Genomic DNA, 19117 nt, shown 5'->3' on the forward strand with positions numbered 1-19117 from the left:
CAATACTTTCAGGGAATCCGGATTTTCAAGGCGCCCGTGCAGGAACAGGTGTTACTGTCTCGCCGTCACGGAGCAGCGGCCCTGCTTTTTCAATGATGTAATCACCTGCATTTAAGCCGGAGCGGATTTCAACAGCTCCGTTCTTGCGCAATCCGAGTTTGACTTTTTTCTTGATGGCCTTGCCACCGACAACAACAAAAACCGAAGCATCGGATGCCTCGCGGCCATGCAAAAGCGCAGAGTCATTGACCAGAATTGCCTTGCTTTGCGAGAACACCACATCTGCCCTGCCGAAAGCACCGGAGAAGAGCTGCGTCTGTTTGCTCTCTATCGCAATATAGGCTCTGCCCAGCCGCGTTTGACGGTCAATTTTCGGCGACAATAACCGGATATGTCCGGCTGTGATTTTACCATCCGGCAGCGTGACATGCGCCGCCTGACCTGCTTTCATCAGCAGGATTTCACTTTCCGGCACTTCAGCCGCAAATTCTATTTCGCCGTCACGGATAAGGCTGAAAAGCGTGCCGTTACCAGCCAGCGCACCGACACGGGCATTGCGCTCCGAAATGATACCACTGACCGGCGCATGAATAATCGCCCGTGCTCTCTCGCTTTTAGCCTCTGCCAGCTGCGCCTCTGCCTGCGTGAACTCGGCCCTTGCCACCGCCACACTCTGCTCGGCTATATTCAGCGCCGACAACTTGTCATCATAGGATTGCTCGCTGACAGCACCATTGCTGCGCAGGCGCTGTGTGCGGTTCAGATTGGACTGTGCCTGTATCTGTGCAGCCTCCTGCTGAGCCAGCCACGCACGGGCGCGGGCAACACGCGCGTCTGTTTCTCTGAGCTTGATATCCAGTTTCACTGTATCCAGCCGCACCAGCACCTGTCCGGCGGTTACATAATCACCGGCCTCCGCTTCAACCGCTGCAATATGCTGATCCTGTAATGTTGTGCCTACGGCCACTTCTTCTCGCGGCACAAACAATCCGTTAAAACCCAGTTTCCATTCCATTGGCACCGGCTTGGCCACCGAAGTGGTGACAGTGCGCTCCGTCACGGTGATCTGAGCCCCCGCAATCGCCGCATCTGCACGGGCAGCCTCAGCCGGAAAAGCCGTTGAAACGGCCAGAGAATATGCGGACAGGGAGAGGCATAACAGAAACCTCATATGTAATTACCTTTCAGGTTGGCGGAATTGCATCCGGAACGGCAACACAAACAATATTTTTGTTAAGCTTCGGCGCAGAAACTACAGGAAACTGCTGAACCCGCCCAAACGCGGCGATTTTGATCTTTCAGCAGTATTTTCACCGCTACACACAGGATATTTCTGCGCCGAAATTTTTCAGCTTTTAAATATGAGTATTTTTGTATAGTATTATAAGTCCATTCATTCGCCCCCCCTTGCACGCAGTCACACGGCATGAGCATTCAATCAACCGATCATTCTGCAGACCTGTTGTCTGTCTATTTACGGCAGTTGAAATGGCTGCGTGAAAAGCTCAAAAAACGCACCAGCTCCCATGAGCTGGCCGATGATGCTTTGCAGGAAACATGGCTGCGCCTGTCCAAAATACAGGAACGCTCTTCTGAGGTTCGCGATCATCGCGCCTTCATCATGCGGATTGCCAATAATATTGCGATTGATCTGCTGCGCAAAGAACAACGCCATCACAAAGCCTGCCTCAGCGACGAAGAAACATTACAGGCGATTGCCGATACTGCTCCGTCACCGGAAGCTTTTGCGATTGACCGGGATCAATTGCGACAGCTTATTTACGCTCTGCTGCAATTACCGGAAAAACCGCGCAAAGCCTTGTTGCTGGCACGTTGCGACCTGCTGACCCATTATGAGATTGCTCACCGTCTGGGTGTATCGGAAAGCATGGTCGCACGTTATCTCGCGCAGGCATTGCGCCATTGCCGCGATCATTTTCGTACACTCGCCTGAGCCGCCATGACCGGAAAAATCAAATATAAAACGGATATCAGCTTAAGCGATGAGACTATCGACCGGATTGTGCAGCTCAGCTCCGGACGGGCAACCGCACAGGATCATGCAGGATTTGCGAACTGGCGCCGTCAAAGCACTGAGCATGAAATGGCTGCACGCGAGGCCGAGGCACTGTGGCACGGTATTGGTAGTGCCGGTAAAAGCCTGCGCAAATCCGCAAAGCAAAAACAATTCACCAGACGCACAGTTCTCGGGCTAGCCGGACTGATAACCGGCGGTGCCGCGCTGCATCAGACGGGACTCATCGGGCCGCGTCTCTATGCCGATTATACAACCGCTACGGGTGAGCAGCGCAGCATTACGCTGACTGATGGTTCAACCGTGTTTCTCAATGCCGGTTCTGCACTCTCCGTTGATATGTCAGCAAATGAGAGACGCCTGACCCTCTATGAAGGGCAAGCCTTGTTTACTGTCGCAAAAGACACAACACGCCCGTTTATTGTTGAGGCGCTTGACGGGCAGACCCGTGCTCTGGGCACGGTTTTTGATATTGATATCAAACCTCAGCAGGTTGCTGTCACGGTGATTGAAGGCACTGTCGGCGTCAGCAGCCGGATACAACCTGCAAACCGGACAAGCAATATGGTTGTCGCCGGTGCCAATACCCGTATCCATTATGAAGACACAGGGACTATATCCGCACCGGAAGAAGTGGATTCCGACATTGAAACCGCATGGCGTCGCGGCAAACTGATTTTCAACGCCAAACCGCTCGGCGATGTGGTTACAGAAATTGAGCGTTATCGCGGCGGAACAATTGTTCTTGCCAGCAGACACCTGCAAACACTGCAGATCACCGGCGTTTTTGATCTCAACCAGCCGGAAGAGATTTTACAGGCCATTGAAACCACCCTGCCTGTCTCCGTTATCCGCCTGCCTTTTGTGACAATTTTGCGCTAAAAAACTATCCGTTTCAAATTTATGATAAAAATAATCATATTTTTATATTTTACCGGTGCAAGATCAGCCATGCCGTTTCGTCTTTGAATTATGAGGCCGGAATTTCCGTCATGAGCGGAGCCCGGAATGTGTCATATTGGTAAGGCGGAATATTTCCATGCAGGCTATCATCAAGGCGAAAAAGCGCTCTTTGCCCCAACATGCGCAAAAGGCCGGACTTCTGGCTTCGGTTGCATTCATTGCAGTGCTTGGCACGGGCTTGCCGATAATTGCCAATGCGCAGACCGCTGTATCGCAGACGATCAGTTTCAATATCCGCGCACAAAATCTGGGTTCAGCACTTGCCGGTTTTGCCGATCGTGCCGGTCTCAAACTGCTGATGCGATCCGATATGGTATCCGGCAAGACAAGCCCTGCGGTACAAGGCACGATGACACGGGAACAGGCACTGGGCAGATTGCTGTCCGGCTCCGGCCTGAATTACTCTATTCAGGGCACAACGCTCACAATTCATGATCCTGCAGGCAACGCCCGGGCCGCAGCTGCGCCGGACGGCACCGTGACACTGAACACAATCACAGTGACCAATGGCGGTTCAATCGCCGCGGCTGAAGCGCCATATCACACCGCAGCGCCGACCTCTTATATTTCAGAGCAGACGATTGAGCGTTTTCGCGGTGCAAGCCCTGCTGATATTTTCCGCGGCACACCGGGTGTGATGTCCGGTGAAGCCCGCAACGGTGCCGGTGCGATTGATGTGAATATCCGTGGTATGCAGGGCATGGGACGCGTCGCGACCACTATCGACGGCGCGGAAAATGCCATTAATGTCTATCAGGGCTATCAGGGTATCTCGAACCGCACCTTTGTTGATCCGGATTTTCTCGGCGGCATTGATATCCAAAAAGGCTCTGATGCTGCTTCCAGCGGCATTGCCGGTACGGTCGCCATGCGTACAATTGAGGCGGGCGATATTGTCAAGGAAGGCAACCGCTTCGGCCTGCGTGTCAAAGGCGGTTTCGGTACCAATTCCAGCAAACCGGTGACAGACACAAAAGCGGGTTATGAAATTATCAATAGCGGTTATCCCGGCGATCTGCAGCCGGAATTCGATCATCTCTATGTACCAAGTGTTAAAAGTTCGGATGACACCATGAATCGTCCGGCTTTTCTGAAGCCGACCAATGGTTCAGGCAGTATCGTTGCGGCAATGCAGGATGAAAATATTGAACTGCTGGCAGGCTATGCCTATCGCGAGCGCGGCAATTACCATGCCGGTAAAAACGGCCCTGCCGCCGATATCGCCAATCTCGGCGGGATGAGCGTATGCAGTTTTCTTTGTAACTTACCCAATCCTGAATACAGATGGTATCCGCAATATATTGAGAACACAGGTCTGGCCAATTACCGCCCCGGGGAACAGGTTCTCAACACCCAGCTGAAAACGGAGTCCTTGCTGCTGAAAGGTAAGGTTATGTTCGGCGACGGGCATAGTATTCAGCTTGGCTATACAGGTTTTGAAAGCAAGGCCGGTACTTTTAAGGCCAATGCTTTGAGCACGCTCGGACAACAAGCCAGACAACAGCGCCTGACGACAGATATTGAAGCGCATACAGGAACATTTAAATATCGCTGGGATCCTGAAGAGAATGATCTGATTAATCTCAAGGCCAATCTCTGGGGTACGAAACTGAAGCAACGCAATCCGGTCGACTGGCTGCCGGCAAATGCGCCGGTCGACTTTAAATCCGGACCGGACCTGTGGACATGGGGCGGCGATATCAGCAACCGTTCACAGTTCACGACTGCCTATGGTGATTTTGATATGACCTATGGCGCGTCTTACAAAGAAGAAGATACCAAGCCGACCGAAGGAACAAGGAAATGGGACACATTTCTTGATTTGCGTGACGGCACCCGTAAAGAAGCCGCAGCCTATATCAAGACAGCGTATAAACCGGTTGACTGGCTGACGGTCAATGGCGGCCTGCGCTATTCCCATATGTGGTCGCGCGATCGCAGCCGCACAAAATATGTTCATCCTGACATGGTTTACGGCAAAGCGCGTTTCAAACAGGGCGGCTTCAGCCCGTCATTGGGCGTAACAATCGAGCCGTTTGAAGGCGCACAATTCTACACCAATTATTCCAGCACCTTACGCGCTCCGAGCATTATGGAGGCCGTGTCCGCATTCAATATGACTGTGAATGAGGATGCCAAGGCAGAGCGCTCCAACAACTGGGAAATCGGTGCAAACTTCATTCAGGATGACCTGATTGCCGGTACAGATCGTGCAATGCTCAAACTGGGTTACTTCAACTGGGATGTAAAAGATTACATCGCGCGCGAATTCCACAAATATGCGAACTCTGCGAATGTACGCATTTTCAATATAGACCGTGCCCGTTTCTCCGGCCTTGAAATGTCGGCGAATTATACGCTCGGCGGTTTCGAAGCCACACTGGCTGCCAATTATTATCTGAATGTGGAGTTCTGCCGTACCGCCGAAACCTGTGAAAACAAGTCTCTCTATGCCGACTATGCCACCAATCAGGTGCCGCCTAAATATGGTGTAGACCTGACCCTGACCCAGAAATTGCTGGATGATGCACTCACAGTCGGCGGCCGCATTTCCTATACCGCATCGCGTGCGAGCGGACACGGTGATGTCACAGGTCAGGGCATGTCGCAGTTTATTACTATGATCAACTGGCAGCCTTACACATTGGTGGATGTGTTTGCAGAATATAAAATCAACGATACTTATACCGCCAGTGTGCGCGTGGAAAATCTGACAGACCGGTTCTATGTCGATCCGCTCAGCCTTGCACAGCAACCGGGACCGGGCCGGACATTCTATGCATCTCTGACGGCCAATTTTTAAGGCTCGCAGGGACAACCAGACCGCTATGCCGTTGGGTCACACTCACCGGCATAGCCCCTACCCGTATCTGAAGCGAGATTTATGCCTTGCAAAATAAACTTGATTATTATAGTCAAGATTTATTATATCGTCATTGCCTGACGAGCCGGACAGATATGTGCATAATTTTCTGCGCAGCCGGCAGGCAAATGCTTTCAGAAAACGGTTGCACAGATGTGGGATCTCCATCATCTTTTTAAAAAACATGCGCGTGATATTATACAATCATTACGCCGCAGAGGGCTTCCTGAAGAAACTGCTGCCGATCTGACGCAGGATACTTTTTTACGCGTTTTGGTCTCTCCGCCTGCGGAAAGCAAAACCACTTATAATCCCGCAGCCTATTTGTTCAGAATTGCGCGCAACCTCGGTACAGATCATCAGCGGCGTGAAGGTTTGCTGCGCAGAGCCGATCTCACACCCGAAGATTTTTCTGCCATTGCTGACCCCTCTCCCTCACCGGAAAAACAGGTCTATGACCGGCAAAAACTGATGCTGGCACAACAGGCTTTGCAGGAACTGCCCGCCCGAACGCGCAAAGCATTTGAAATGCACCGCATGGATGAGATGACCATTGCGGCGATTGCAGCGGAACTTAATCTCTCCGTGGGCAGAACATGGACCCTCATCAGAGATGCCTATGAATTTATTGACAGGCGCCTTACCGGACTGTGACAAATTTTCCCATACACTGAAAATTAACCACGCTCATTCGTAAACAGAAATGAGACAGTAATCTATCCGGACAGGCTTGGAACATATGACCAATTCCGCTGATGAGACAGAAGAAGCACAGCGGCTGTTTCGTGAAGCAGCCGATCTGGCTATCCGTCTGCAAAATGACCCCGTTAATCCCGTTTCTGCCGACATGATTAAAACATGGGTCACCCGCAGCCCTGCCCATGCCGCAGCCTGGGCGCGTGTGGCTGCCATTCATGGCATGACCGGCACTTTGTTCACAGAGAACCGGAAAATACCGGAGAAAAGCAAACTATCCCGCCGCAATTTTATAGCCGGAACCACACTCGGCCTTGGAGCCCTGACCACCGGCGCGCTGACAGTGCCGCATCTGTGGCTCCTGTCGCAGGCCGATCACATCACCTCCACGGCAGAGATCCGGGACATTCCCCTGCCTGACGGCAGCCTCGCCACGCTGGGGCCTGACAGTGCAATTGCCGTTGATTTTTCTGAGCAAGACCGCCGTATCGGGCTGTTGTCCGGCATGGCGTATTTTCAGGTTCAGCCGGACAGCACAAGCCCTTTTACCGTCTCAACCGGCCCTATGCTGGTCACGGCGTTGGGCACGGCTTTTGATGTTTCTGCAGAAAAAGGCTTTCTCTCTGTGGCCGTCGCGCATGGCAGTGTTGAAGCCAGAACCGGCACAGTCGCCGGAGAAAGATTGGAAGCCGGTACGTGGCTGACTTTTGACAGCGCAACCAGCCGGATTACCCGCGGCGAACAGGAGCCATCACAAATTGCAGCATGGCGCTCCAATATGCTGTTTGCGGAAAATGAAACTGTTGCCGCCCTTTGTGCAAAAATTTCCCGTTGGCAAAACGGGCGCGTATTGATCGCTGATCCTTCACTCGGATCGCGCACGGTCAGCGGTGTGTTTGATCTTAACGACCCTGATGCAGCCATTGCAGCAGTTGTCCGGCCTTTTGGCGCTAAAACACGAAAAATTGCATCTTTGCTGACAATTGTCTCTTCCGTATAAAATATGAGTAAAAACTGAATATTTTTATCCGCCACTCGTAAAGAAGAATATGAGGGCGTTTTCTCATGCAGAAAAAACGCCTGTAATGATTGACCGACGGAGTGAGCAGGCATGACAGGCGCCACCAAACAAGCGGCACGACACACCAAATGCAGCAAAGCCATGATAGCCGCTTTGCTGGCAACCACCGCAATGATAACCGGCGTGGTTCTGACAGCAACCAGCTTCAATGCACAGGCACAGCAACAGACAGGCTTCAATATTCCGTCCGGTCCGCTCAACCGTGCACTCGCAGCCTTTGGCAGCCAATCCGGCACCCAGCTATCCTATGAACCTGCTGTTGTGCGCGGGAAATCTTCTCCGGGAATTTCAGGTGCAGCCACCAAGGAGCAGGCGCTGGCGCGGATTTTGCAGGGTTCCGGCCTGACCTATAATTTCACCGGCACAAAATCCGTGCTGATTACCGAGCGTCTTGCCGCCAATACCGGCGGCGCTGCACCGGACGGCTCACTCATTCTGAACCAGATAACTGTTTCCAGCGGCGGAGCAATCGCCGCCGCAACAGCGCCTTATGAAACGGCAGCACCAACCACCTATATTTCCGGCGAAACAATTGAGCGTTATCGCGGTTCCAGCCCTGCGGATATGTTTCGCGGTACACCCGGTGTCAAATCCGGTGAAGCCCGCAATGGTGCAGGATCAATTGATGTCAATATTCGCGGTATGCAGGGCATGGGGCGCGTATCCACGACCATTGACGGAGCGGAAAACTCTGTCACCGTCTATCAGGGCTATCAGGGTGTTTCCAACCGCACCTTTGTTGATCCTGACTTTATTGCCGGTGTGGAAATCAACAAGGGGGCGGACACCGCTTCATGGGGCAATGCCGGTTCGGTCAGTATGCGCACTGTCGGCGTGGACGATATTGTTAAAGACGGTAATCACTGGGGTATCCGCGTTAAAGGCGGCATTGGCGGCAACACATCCAAGCCACTGGCCGGCGCTCTCAGCGGTTATCAGTGGCCCTATGCGCCGTGGGATGCAATGAAAGCACCTGTTGGCTCAAAAGACGGGTTGGACAGGCCGTCATTCCTGTCTCCGACATCCGCTTCCGGCAGTATTGTCGGCGCCTATAAAGGCGATTCAATCGATGTTCTGGCCGGTTATGCGCGGCGTAAACAGGGTAATTACCATGCAGGAACGCGTGGCTCTGCAGCGGCCGATCCGGTCAATCTGGGCAAACAGCCTTATTGCAATTCAATGGTTGCCATTAATTGCACACCCAGAAGCCCAAGCAATTACTGGAACGAATATTATGCCAATCAGGGGCTGACCAATTACCGTCCGGGTGAGGAAATACTCAATACCCAGCTGGAAACCGAGTCATGGCTGACAAAACTCAATGCCCGTTTTGCGGACGATCATGAATTGCAGCTCGGCTATATGGGCTATCGCAGCGAGGCTGGTGACAGGCTGGCCTCACGCTTGAGCGGCATTAAAGACCAGTCCATACAGCAAAAGCAAACCGCGGGAACCAGCCTCGACACGGTGACTGCGCGTTATAACTGGAAGCCGGAAGACAACGAGTTGATTGATCTGCGCGCCAATCTCTACTGGACGCATCTGCAATTGCGTAATCCGGTACGCGGCGGTCGTGGTGTTACACCGGGAGGGATCGGCCTGCCTGCCGATTTCCGTGTCGGATCTGACAGTGATATGTGGGGCGGGGATATCCAGAACAAATCCGCTTTCACTTTTGATGCAGGCGATCTGGATCTGACTTACGGCACGTCTTTCCGTGTGGAAGATACGCGCGGCAGTGAACATTCCGCAGCTCTGGAAGGCTGGATGACACCGCGCGATGCGATCCGCCATGAAGTCGCGGCTTATACGAAGGCTGCTTATAAGCCTGTTGACTGGCTTACTGTGAATGGTGGTTTGCGCTATTCGCATTTCTGGTCGAAAGACCGTTTCGACCCCTATGAGCGCAATCAGATCAATAATGCAAAGGAACAGGGTTCCAGAACCAATGACGGCGGTTTCAGCCCGTCTGTCGGTCTGACTTTTGAACCGTGGGAACAGACCCAGTTCTATGTCAATTATTCCAATACGCTGCGCGCGCCGAGCATTATTGAATCCGTTTCCGCATTTAACAGCGTTACCGCAAATACGGATGTAAAGCCTGAGCGTTCCAGCAACTGGGAAATCGGTACCAATGTCGTCCGTAACGGCCTGCTTGCCGATGAAGATACGGGTATGCTGAAACTCGGTTACTTCAACTGGGATGTTAAAAACTACATCTCGCGCAATATTGTATATGACACTAAAAATCCGAGCAATTTCGCTCTGAATATCGGCAATATCCACCGTGCAAAGTTTTCCGGTCTGGAATTTTCCGGTCGCTATGAGCTGGACGGTTTCACAGCTGATCTGGCAGCCAATTATTATCTGAATGTTGAATATTGCCGGACATCCGACAGTTGTGACGGTAAGAGCCTTTATGGTGATTATGCCACCAACCATGTACAGCCCAAATATTCGGTTGACCTGACCCTGTCGCAGAAACTGCTGGAAGAACGGCTGATGCTCGGCGGCCGTGTCTCCTATACGGGGCCGCGTGCTATCGGTCATGGCGATGTGACTGCACAAGGCGCATCGGAATTCATCACACCGGTGCTCTGGAAACCTTATGCGCTTGTTGACCTGTTTGCAGAATATAAAATCACTGACAATCTGACAGCGGCATTCCGCGTCGAGAATGTGTTTGATAAATTCTACATTGATCCTCTGGGGCTTGTGACGCAGCCGGGCCCGGGCCGTACTTTCTATGCCAGCCTCACGGCGGATATCGGCGGTGAACAGCAATTGCCGTCCCTGCCGTCCTTCCTGACACGGCGTCCGACAGCTGAAGGCGCTCCGATTGACTGGACAGGCCTTTATGCCGGCGCCCATGCCGGTGGTGTTTTTGGCCGGACATGGGGCAACACAACCGCTCTCGACGGCACATCCAATGCGGTTGCGGCAACGGAATCCGCTGATTTCGGCATGGATAGCGGTTTGTTTGGTGTGCAGGCCGGTTATAACTGGCAATTGCCAAACCGTGTGGTGCTGGGCATCGGTGCAGACTGGAGCAAAACCTATCTGAATGCTGCACATAAAGCCCGCACAACAGAAGGCGATTTTGCCGGCACCGGTAATGTGCAGGCACAGACCATCTATGACATTGACTGGACTGCCGCTGTGCGCGGTAAACTCGGCTATGCTTTTGACAATAAATGGATGCTTTACGGCAGCGGCGGTGTGGCCTTTGCCCGCGAGAGTCAGTCGCGCGAGCAATATCGTGTCAGTGCAGACAGCTCTGACAAAGTCACAGAAATTGCGCTGACTGAAAAGGAGAAAGCAACACGCTTCGGCTGGACAGCCGGCGGCGGGATTGAATATGCCATTAATGACCGGTGGTCGGTGATGGCGGATTATTCCTACACACGTTTCGGCAAAACCAATTTCAACTTTAACAATGCCCGTGCCGGTATCATGCGTGACTGGGAAACACAGGAAAAGGTTGGTGTTGAGATTGTTGACCCGTCAAAACAGCCGGGAATGGGCGACTTCTGCACTCAGTTCCCGCGTTTCTGTAAACCTTATGAGAAAACAATCTATGAGACCGTCAAGCATGAAGGATCGTCGAGTGTTAAAAACGGACGCAAAGCATCCAATTCGCTTGATTTTCATACATTCAAAATCGGTGTGAATTACCGGTTCTGACACGACTAAAAAGCCGGTCTGAGTTTTCTCAGACCGGCTTTTTTTTATTTAATGTTCAGAGCCTGTATGGCTATGTTCTTTGCGCTTGGCAGCATCATCCACCAGCTCATACCACATGGCGTTGAGCACCGCGAAAGCCGCTGCGAGGGGTAACCCCAAAATCCAGGCGAAATACCACATTTAAAACCTCATATTATACAAGAGACAGAAATGATGATGAAACGAGCATCAGTAATGCCCCTCTTCCAGATCACTTTCCGTCACTTTTCCGCGCAGCACATAATAGACCCAGCTGGTATAGAGCATGATGATCGGCAGCATAATGCCGGTACTGATCAGCATGATGAACAGGGTCAGATGGCTGGATGAGCTGTCCCAAACCGTCAGGCTGGCACTCGGATTCAGCGAGGATGGCAGAATGAACGGGAACATTGCCACACCCACCGATGTAATCACACCGAAGATGGACAATTTACCGAACAGCAATGCCACGAGCGGACGCCGTGCCCACAAAAAGAGGATCACCGCGAAAGGCGACAGCAGGCCGAGTGCAGGCACAGCCCACAGAGCCGGATAGCGCAGATAATTGGCAAGCCATGCGCCTTGCTCAATCACTGCGGTTTTAAACAGCGGGTTAGACGGACCGTTCGGATCAATCTCACTGGTAATGCGGTAACCCAGACCGGATTTCCAGAGATATAGCCCAGCGGCGACATAAAAGACCACTGTCAGCAATGCGAGAAGCGTGCCGTATTTTTTAGCACGCTCAGCCACAATGCCTGTGGTTTTGACACAGAGCCACACACAACCATGCATGGCCAGCATGATGACCGACATCAGACCTGCCAGCAGTGCAAACGGGTTGAGCAAGGCAAAGAATGAACCTTCATAGAAGATCATCATATCGTCATTGATACGGAACGGCACGCCGAGCAACACATTGCCGACAGCCACACCAAAAATCAGTGACGGCACAAAACCACCGATGAACAATGCCCGGTCCCAATTGTTGCGCCACAGCGAGCTTTCACGCTTGTTGCGGTATTTGAAACCGACCGGCCGCAGGATCAGCGCGAACAAAATGATGAACATCGCCAGATAGAAGCCGGAGAAAGACACCGCATAAAGCTGCGGCCATGCGGCAAAAATCGCACCGCCGGCCAGAATGAGCCAGACCTGATTGCCTTCCCAGACCGGTTCAATGGTTTCCAGCACCAGCCTGCGTTCCAGATCAGTACGGGCAACAAAAGGCAGCATGGTTTCAATACCAAGGTCAAAACCATCCATCGCCGCAAAGCCGATGAGCAGCACACCCAGCAATACCCACCAGATCAGACGTAAGGTTGAATAATCAAGAAGTTCGGACAAAACCATTATTTTGCCTCCCCGATTTGTACCGGTTTACTGGGAACAGGTTTCTCAAAGGGTGCGGAAACCGGAGCATGATCCGGCTGCGGCCCGTTGCGGATCGCACGGATCATCACGCCCATCTCAATAATGAAGAGCACTGTATAGATCAGGATAAATCCGCTCAGTGAGATCAGCACGGTTACGGGGCTGAGATTGGATACCGCCACGACTGTCGGCAGAACCCCTTCAATGCTCCATGGCTGACGGCCGAATTCTGCAACCAGCCACCCCATTTCTGCAGCCAGCCAAGGCAGCGGAATAGAGAAAACCGCAACCCAGAGCAGCCAGCGATGTTTGTCCAGTTTTCTGCGTGCAGACAGGAAAAAGAAAGTGCCGGTCAGCAACAGGAAATACATACTGAGCGCAACCATCACACGGAAGGCGATGAACAGCGGCAGCACACCGGGAACAGTATCATTGGCGGCAGCTACGATCTGCTCATCCGTAGCGGTGCGCGGATCATCAACATATTTCTTCAGCAGCAGACCATAACCCAGACGCTCACCATATTGTTCAAAAGCCTGTTTGGCTTCTGCCGGTGCCTGCTCGCCCCGTGGTGTTGCTTTGATTGTCTGCAAAGCATCATAGGCCTTGATGCCATCACGGATGCGATCCTGAGCCTGCAAAACCAGCTGATTAATACCCGGAATCTCAATGGTCAGCGAGCGCGTACCGATCAGCCCCATCACATAAGGAATGTGAATGGCATAATGTGTCACGCGGTTTTCCTGATCAGGCAAACCAATGACCGTAAATGATGCCGGAGCCGGTTCTGTGTCCCACATGGCCTCAATTGCAGCCATTTTCATGCTCTGATGGTCGGATGTCAGATAGCCGCTTTCATCCCCCAGCACCACAACCGACAAAGCACCGGCCAGACCGAAAGAAGCCGCAACAGTCATCGAGCGTTTGGCCAGTTCCAGATGCCGGCCTTTGAGCATATACCATGCCGAAACACCGAGAATGAAAATAGACGCCGTCACATAACCGGCAGAAACCGTGTGCACGACCTTGGCCTGCGCAACAGGGTTGAAAACAACGGCAAAGAAATCCGTGATTTCCATACGCATGGTTTCAGGATTAAAGCGCGATCCGACCGGATTTTGCATCCAGCCATTGGCAACCAGAATCCACAAAGCGGAAATATTGGAGCCGATCGCCATCAGATAAGTCACGGTCAGGTGGCCGATTTTGGACAAGCGGTCCCAGCCGAAGAAAAACAGGCCGATAAAGGTCGCTTCCAGAAAGAAAGCCATCAGCCCTTCGAGCGCCAGCGGCGCACCGAAAATATCCCCGACATAGTGACTGTAATAACTCCAGTTCATACCGAACTGGAATTCCATCACAACGCCGGTGGCGACACCGGTTACAAAGTTAATACCAAACAATGTACCCCAGAATTTTGTCATTTGCCGCCAGATCAGGCGGCCGGTCATCACATAGACCGTTTCCATAATCGCCAGCAAAATAGACAGGCCGAGCGTCAATGGAACAAACAAAAAGTGGTACATGGCGGTGACTGCAAATTGCAGACGGGATAGTGAAACAATATCCAGTTCCATCATCATCCGCCGCGGGGGCGCGGCGCTCCTGTTGTAGCCTAGCGCCGGAAACTATTCAGTATCCGGCAAACTATGCTTGAAAACAAAGCTTTTACGCGTCTCTCCGGAAAATAGGGGGCATTCCGGTCAAAATGCGCGTATATCAAACAGTCCGTATGACCGGCATTGTTGCCGGAAATGTCTGTGAGAAACCTGCAGGGCGGATATGCTCTATCTATTTGCTTTTATTCGTATCTTGTCCGAAAACCGCTTCGCACTTTTCGGGACACGCTTAAAATAGACCAATTCTAGGCTATACTAATTTATAGCATCAGGAAATGCATATCCGTTCCGGCTGGTAATACCGGCCGGTTACAGGGTTCTCACATTGTGGGGATGAAAGCGGCGCTTGGGAGAAAACCGCTTTCAAAATCAGATAATGTGATCCGTTTTTGTCAGATCATCCCTCTGATTATGTGTAAAAAATCATGCTTCATAAAGCGGGGCTTCCTTTTCAAAGACATGGCTGTCAACGTGTCCGGTTCCGGACAGGTATTCTTGTTAAACCTGACGCAGTGTCTTCAGAATATCTGAAAATGCCTGCGTTCCTTTCAATGCTTCTGCCGTCATGCGACCATTGCTCATCACGACGATACGGTCTGCAATCTCGGCCTCGCGGCGCAGATGCGTCGCAATAATCATGGTTCTGCCGTGGCCACTATTCTGACTTGTTGCCTGTGCCAGTCGCTGCAGAATGTCCTGCGCAGTGGCTTTATCCAGCCCTTCCGTCGGTTCATCCAGCAGCCAGAGCGGGGTATTGTGCAGAAACAGACGCGCCAGTGCGAGACGGCGTGCCTGACCGCCGGACAGGCCAAGGCCGCCCTCGCCGAGCATTGTTTCCAACTGCTGCGGCATGTCACCTACCGTTTCTGACAGGCCGGCCATTTCCAACACCTGCATCAGATCATCCTCTGTTGCCTGTGGGCGAGCAAGACGCAGATTTTCCGCCAGACTATCCTGAAACAGCTGGGTTTTCTGCGTCAGCAGCGTTGCTGCCTCATGGCGGATAATGCCGGAATCCGCAGTTACTTCACCGGCCAGCAAAGCCATGAGCGTCGATTTACCTGTGCCGCTCGTGCCGACAATCGCCAGTTTTTCACCTTTGCGTACATTCAGGCTGATATTCTGCAGCACCAGAGGCATCTTGTCCTCATAGCGCATATTGATCTGTTCCAGATAAACAGCCTCATGAGGATCGGCCGGTTGTACAGGCACATAGAAATGCGGCTGTGTTTCATAACGGTCGCCAACGCGGCGGGCAGCCATCAATGTGCGGCCAAGTTCCATGGCACCACGGCGTAATGCTGCAAACGGCTCCATCGCCCCCAGTGCCATCAGCAATGCAAAAGCAGCAACAGCAGGTGAAATTGCGCCAGCCTCTGCAAGCCAGACGCCACCGAGCAAAGCAACACAGAGCAGCAAAGCCGTAGCGATGCCAAAACCGGCACCGACCGAAATTTCAATCCGGTTGAGCTGCTCATCGGCATCGGACAATCTTTTATCAGCCGCACATATGCTTGCGCTTTGCGCTTGCAGACGTCCCGCCATCAGCAGATCGGTCTGACCGGAGACCAGATCAATACTGCGCGCACGCACAGCCTCAACGGCTTTGGCACGGCGGCGCATCGGTTTCATCGCCCAGAGCGCTGCAATCAGCGGCAGGCCAAAACCGGCAAGCACCAAAACAGCAACCATTGCCAGCGAGAAAGTGCTATCCATCAGCCAGAAAGCAAAACCAACAACCAATATGGTGACAAAAGCCGCACCGGCAGGCACCAGCACGCGCAGATAAAGCGCATCCAGTGCATCAATATCCGCTGTCAGGCGGAACAGCAGGCGGCTCGGACGACGTAAAAGTTCTTTCGCGGCCTGCGGTGCTGCCCAGCTGCGGAACAATTTCTCACGCAATGCCGCCAGCACAGCCAGTGTTGCATCATGAGTGACCAGACGCTCGGCATAGCGCGACGCAGTGCGCAAAATAGCCAGCAAACGAATACCCGCAGCGGGCGCAAACACATCGAAAGCCAAAGCCGTAGCAGATGCCAGACCGGCAATTGCCGTTGCGGTGATAAACCAGCCGGACAGACCAAGCAGCAGAATACCGCACAGAACTGTCATGGCAGCCAGCAACATGCCTGCCCATAATTTGCCGCGCTTTTCCGAGAAAAACAGTTTGAGAACCGGTTTCAGAACCGCAAGCTTCTTCATTCTGCCGCCCTCCGTGCAGAGGATACAGGTGCAGCGGCACGACCACTGTCTTCCTGTACATGCAGATTTTCTGCACCAACTGGCCTGTCTACACGAATGATGCGTCCCATTTTGCGTGCCAGTTCTTCATCATGTGTGGCAATGATCAATGTCTTGCCCTGCGCCATGGTCAGCAGACCTTCTGTCGCCTTAAGCGCGGTTTCACTATCGAGATGGGCTGTCGGCTCATCGGCAAAGATTATATCCGCACCGGATTTCAGTGCTGCCCTTGCCAAAGCCAGACGCAAACCTTCACCACCGGAAAGACCAGTGCCGTTTTCACCAAGATCAGTGGCCGCAGCAGCCGAAGCCACATTATCCAGTGCTGCTGTTTTCAGGGCAGCCTGCACATCATTCAAGGCAAAATCTTCACGGCCGAGCGTAATATTGGAACGCACAGAACCGGAGAAAATATGTGGCTTCTGGCCGACCCATGAGAATTGCTGACGCAGCGCGTCAGCACTGCTCTGATCAAGCACCGAACCATGTATCAGAACATCGCCGTTGCGTGGTGCGATCAGACCGGCCATCATCGCCAGCAGTGTTGATTTACCGCTGCCGCTTGGCCCCAGGAGAGCAACATGCTCGCCTTGCGCAATTTGTAAGCTAAAGCCGGAGAGCAGATCAGTCTCATCATCTGCATCATAGCTTAAATCCACATCGCGCAGCGTGACAGCATGGTTTTTATCTGTCTCAGCCGGTATCGCAGTCGCAGCAACTGCGGTGAGTTTCATACCGCCTGCACTGATATTTTCCAGCGCGTCAATCGCGGCTTCACCGGCAGCGCGGTCATGCCAGACAGCGGAAAGTTCGCGCAGCGGTTCAAAAAATGTCGGCGCCAGCAGCAGGATAAACAGCCCCTGCCCCAATGTCAGCGTTGCGCCCCACGCGCCGAAATTCAGTTCACCCAGCAGATGGAAGCCGATATAAACCGCAACCATCGCCACGCCGAGCGCAGAAAACAGCTCCAGTACCGCTGAAGACAAGAACGCAATGCGCAGCACGATCATGGTTTTGTGGCGCAGCGTTTCCGCATTATGGCGCAGCCGTTGTGCAGTCAGATCAACAGCGTGGAATGTGCGGATCGTTGCCAGTCCGCGCAGACGGTCGAGCAGGAAACCATTCATCTGCCCCATTTCCACCAGCTGCTCTTCACTGGCGGCTTTGGCGCGATAACCGATCAGCGCCATGAAAACCGGAATAAGAGGTGCCGCAACCAGCAAGACCAGTGCCGCCGCCCAGGAATACCACAACACAGCAATCAGAAAGACAATCGGAACGATCATAACTTTCATCTGCACCGGCTGGTAACGCGACCAATAGGTCACCACCATCTCGGCCTGCTCGGCGAGAATACTCGCCGCCTCACCCGATGCCGCACGGTTGCGATCCAGCGGAGAACGGTCAGCCAGCGCCTGCACCGATTTTGCCCGCAGGTCAGACAGCGCCGCGCGCGATGTTTTAAAGGCAATCCGCTCGCCGGCGCCCTGCAAAATGGTACGCAGCAGACCAAGCAGAAAAATACCGGTAACAATCATCAGAAGATTACTGACTGTGCCGCTGACTGCCAGTTCATTAATCGCATAGGCCATCAGCCCTGCCTGAGGCAGCCAGATCAGCGCTGCCAGAACCTGTAACCAGCCGCCTTTGCGTAAACTTGCCGGCTGTGCACGCTTTTTACGGCGCCGTGCAGACGCCTTTACAGTTCCGGCAGCCTTGTCGCTGCCGGTAACTGTTGCTGTATCAGACACGGATCGTTCCGGTGTTGCCGCCGGAATTTCCGAAGGGACAGACGAACCGGATAAGACTTCACTCACTCCGTCCCTCCTTCACTCTGATTGTCCTTCTTTTTTCTGCGCGCGGCTGCGGCCGAGCGAGACAATTTTATCTTTGGCTTCAAGGAAACGCGTGACCTTGGACCCCATGCTCAGAAGCATCGTCAGTCGTTCGGTTTCAAGCGACTTCACATCATCATACCAGTTGGTCAGACGTTCAATCAGACTATGCATATCGCCCATACGCGCTTGCGCAAATGCGTCACTCTCCGTTGTCGGCTTTTCCATGAGAATTTCACGCAACACACTCAAAGTCGGGTCGACTTCACGTTTTTTACGTTCTTCTGCCAATGTGCGCAGAATCTGCCAGACATCGCCCGGTGTGGAGTAAAAATCACGCCGGTCACCCGGAATGTGCTTCAGCAAAACAAGGTTCCAGCCTTGCAGCTCTCTGATACCCATAGAAACATTCGACCGTGAGACACCAAGGGCGTCCACGATCTGATCGGCACAGAGCGGATCTTTAGAAAGATAGAGCAAGGCATAAATCTGCCCGACCGTGCGGTTGATACCCCAGCGGCTGCCCATTTCACCGAAGTGCAGTACAAATGATTGTACGATTGGCGACAATTCCAAATCAGTTGCTCCCGTATTTTCTGAATTTTCAGAAATTACTGAAAATTCAGATATTATTATTGTTGCTCCTCCGCAACCCGCAAAGCAGGTCTGGACAATAAGTCGCAACACAAATCAGAGAAGGGG

Annotated in this window: 13 protein-coding genes; 6 read left to right on the forward strand and 7 right to left on the reverse strand. The window is 52.8% G+C overall.

Going from position 1 to position 19117, the window contains the following annotated elements; translation table 11 throughout:
* Positions 1-25 precede the first annotated feature (25 nt).
* The gene (locus tag HBA93_RS13150; protein WP_221723566.1) at positions 26-1171 is read right to left on the reverse strand and encodes an efflux RND transporter periplasmic adaptor subunit; all 1146 of its coding nucleotides are present in this window, start codon (positions 1169-1171) and stop codon (positions 26-28) included.
* Between the two features lie 255 nt (positions 1172-1426).
* On the opposite strand from HBA93_RS13150, the gene HBA93_RS13155 reads away from it, so the two are divergent.
* From HBA93_RS13155 to HBA93_RS13180, 6 genes are all read left to right on the forward strand, one after another.
* Positions 1427-1954, forward strand: coding sequence for an RNA polymerase sigma factor (locus HBA93_RS13155; protein WP_121993559.1), 528 nt, complete (start codon positions 1427-1429; stop codon positions 1952-1954).
* Positions 1955-1960: 6 nt separating this feature from the next.
* Positions 1961-2917 (forward strand): FecR family protein, encoded by a 957-nt coding sequence (locus HBA93_RS13160; protein WP_221723567.1) that lies wholly within the window; start codon positions 1961-1963, stop codon positions 2915-2917.
* Between the two features lie 157 nt (positions 2918-3074).
* On the forward strand, positions 3075-5801 hold the full coding sequence (locus tag HBA93_RS13165; RefSeq protein WP_221723568.1) for a TonB-dependent receptor: 2727 nt from the start codon (positions 3075-3077) through the stop codon (positions 5799-5801).
* A 213-nt stretch (positions 5802-6014) separates the two neighbouring features.
* Positions 6015-6515: an RNA polymerase sigma factor gene (locus HBA93_RS13170; RefSeq protein ID WP_121993562.1), complete on the forward strand. Its 501-nt coding sequence runs from the start codon at positions 6015-6017 to the stop codon at positions 6513-6515.
* Between the two features lie 85 nt (positions 6516-6600).
* Entirely contained in the window at positions 6601-7557 is a 957-nt protein-coding gene (locus HBA93_RS13175; protein ID WP_221723569.1) for a FecR family protein, read from the forward strand.
* Between the two features lie 111 nt (positions 7558-7668).
* On the forward strand, positions 7669-11322 hold the full coding sequence (locus HBA93_RS13180; RefSeq protein WP_286201921.1) for a TonB-dependent receptor domain-containing protein: 3654 nt from the start codon (positions 7669-7671) through the stop codon (positions 11320-11322).
* Between the two features lie 48 nt (positions 11323-11370).
* Here the strand turns inward: HBA93_RS13180 and cydX are convergent, their stop codons facing one another.
* From cydX to HBA93_RS13210, 6 genes are all read right to left on the reverse strand, one after another.
* Positions 11371-11502, reverse strand: coding sequence for a cytochrome bd-I oxidase subunit CydX (cydX, locus tag HBA93_RS13185; RefSeq protein ID WP_121993564.1), 132 nt, complete (start codon positions 11500-11502; stop codon positions 11371-11373).
* Positions 11503-11550: 48 nt separating this feature from the next.
* Positions 11551-12696 (reverse strand): cytochrome d ubiquinol oxidase subunit II, encoded by a 1146-nt coding sequence (gene cydB, locus HBA93_RS13190; protein WP_221723570.1) that lies wholly within the window; start codon positions 12694-12696, stop codon positions 11551-11553.
* Positions 12696-14294 carry a cytochrome ubiquinol oxidase subunit I gene (locus HBA93_RS13195; RefSeq protein ID WP_121993673.1) on the reverse strand — a complete coding sequence of 533 codons (1599 nt, stop codon included), beginning with the start codon at positions 14292-14294 and terminating at the stop codon, positions 12696-12698. Before HBA93_RS13195 ends, cydB begins: the two co-directional genes overlap by 1 nt.
* A 540-nt stretch (positions 14295-14834) precedes the next feature.
* Positions 14835-16541 carry a thiol reductant ABC exporter subunit CydC gene (gene cydC, locus HBA93_RS13200; RefSeq protein ID WP_221723571.1) on the reverse strand — a complete coding sequence of 569 codons (1707 nt, stop codon included), beginning with the start codon at positions 16539-16541 and terminating at the stop codon, positions 14835-14837.
* Positions 16538-18331 carry a thiol reductant ABC exporter subunit CydD gene (cydD, locus tag HBA93_RS13205; protein WP_221723587.1) on the reverse strand — a complete coding sequence of 598 codons (1794 nt, stop codon included), beginning with the start codon at positions 18329-18331 and terminating at the stop codon, positions 16538-16540. The genes cydC and cydD overlap by 4 nt, the downstream gene beginning before the upstream one ends.
* A 78-nt stretch (positions 18332-18409) precedes the next feature.
* Positions 18410-18991 carry a GbsR/MarR family transcriptional regulator gene (locus tag HBA93_RS13210; protein WP_162994546.1) on the reverse strand — a complete coding sequence of 194 codons (582 nt, stop codon included), beginning with the start codon at positions 18989-18991 and terminating at the stop codon, positions 18410-18412.
* Positions 18992-19117: the final 126 nt, after the last annotated feature.

The organism is Ochrobactrum sp. SFR4, assembly GCF_019730395.1.
In the GTDB taxonomy this organism is placed as follows: domain Bacteria; phylum Pseudomonadota; class Alphaproteobacteria; order Rhizobiales; family Rhizobiaceae; genus Pseudochrobactrum.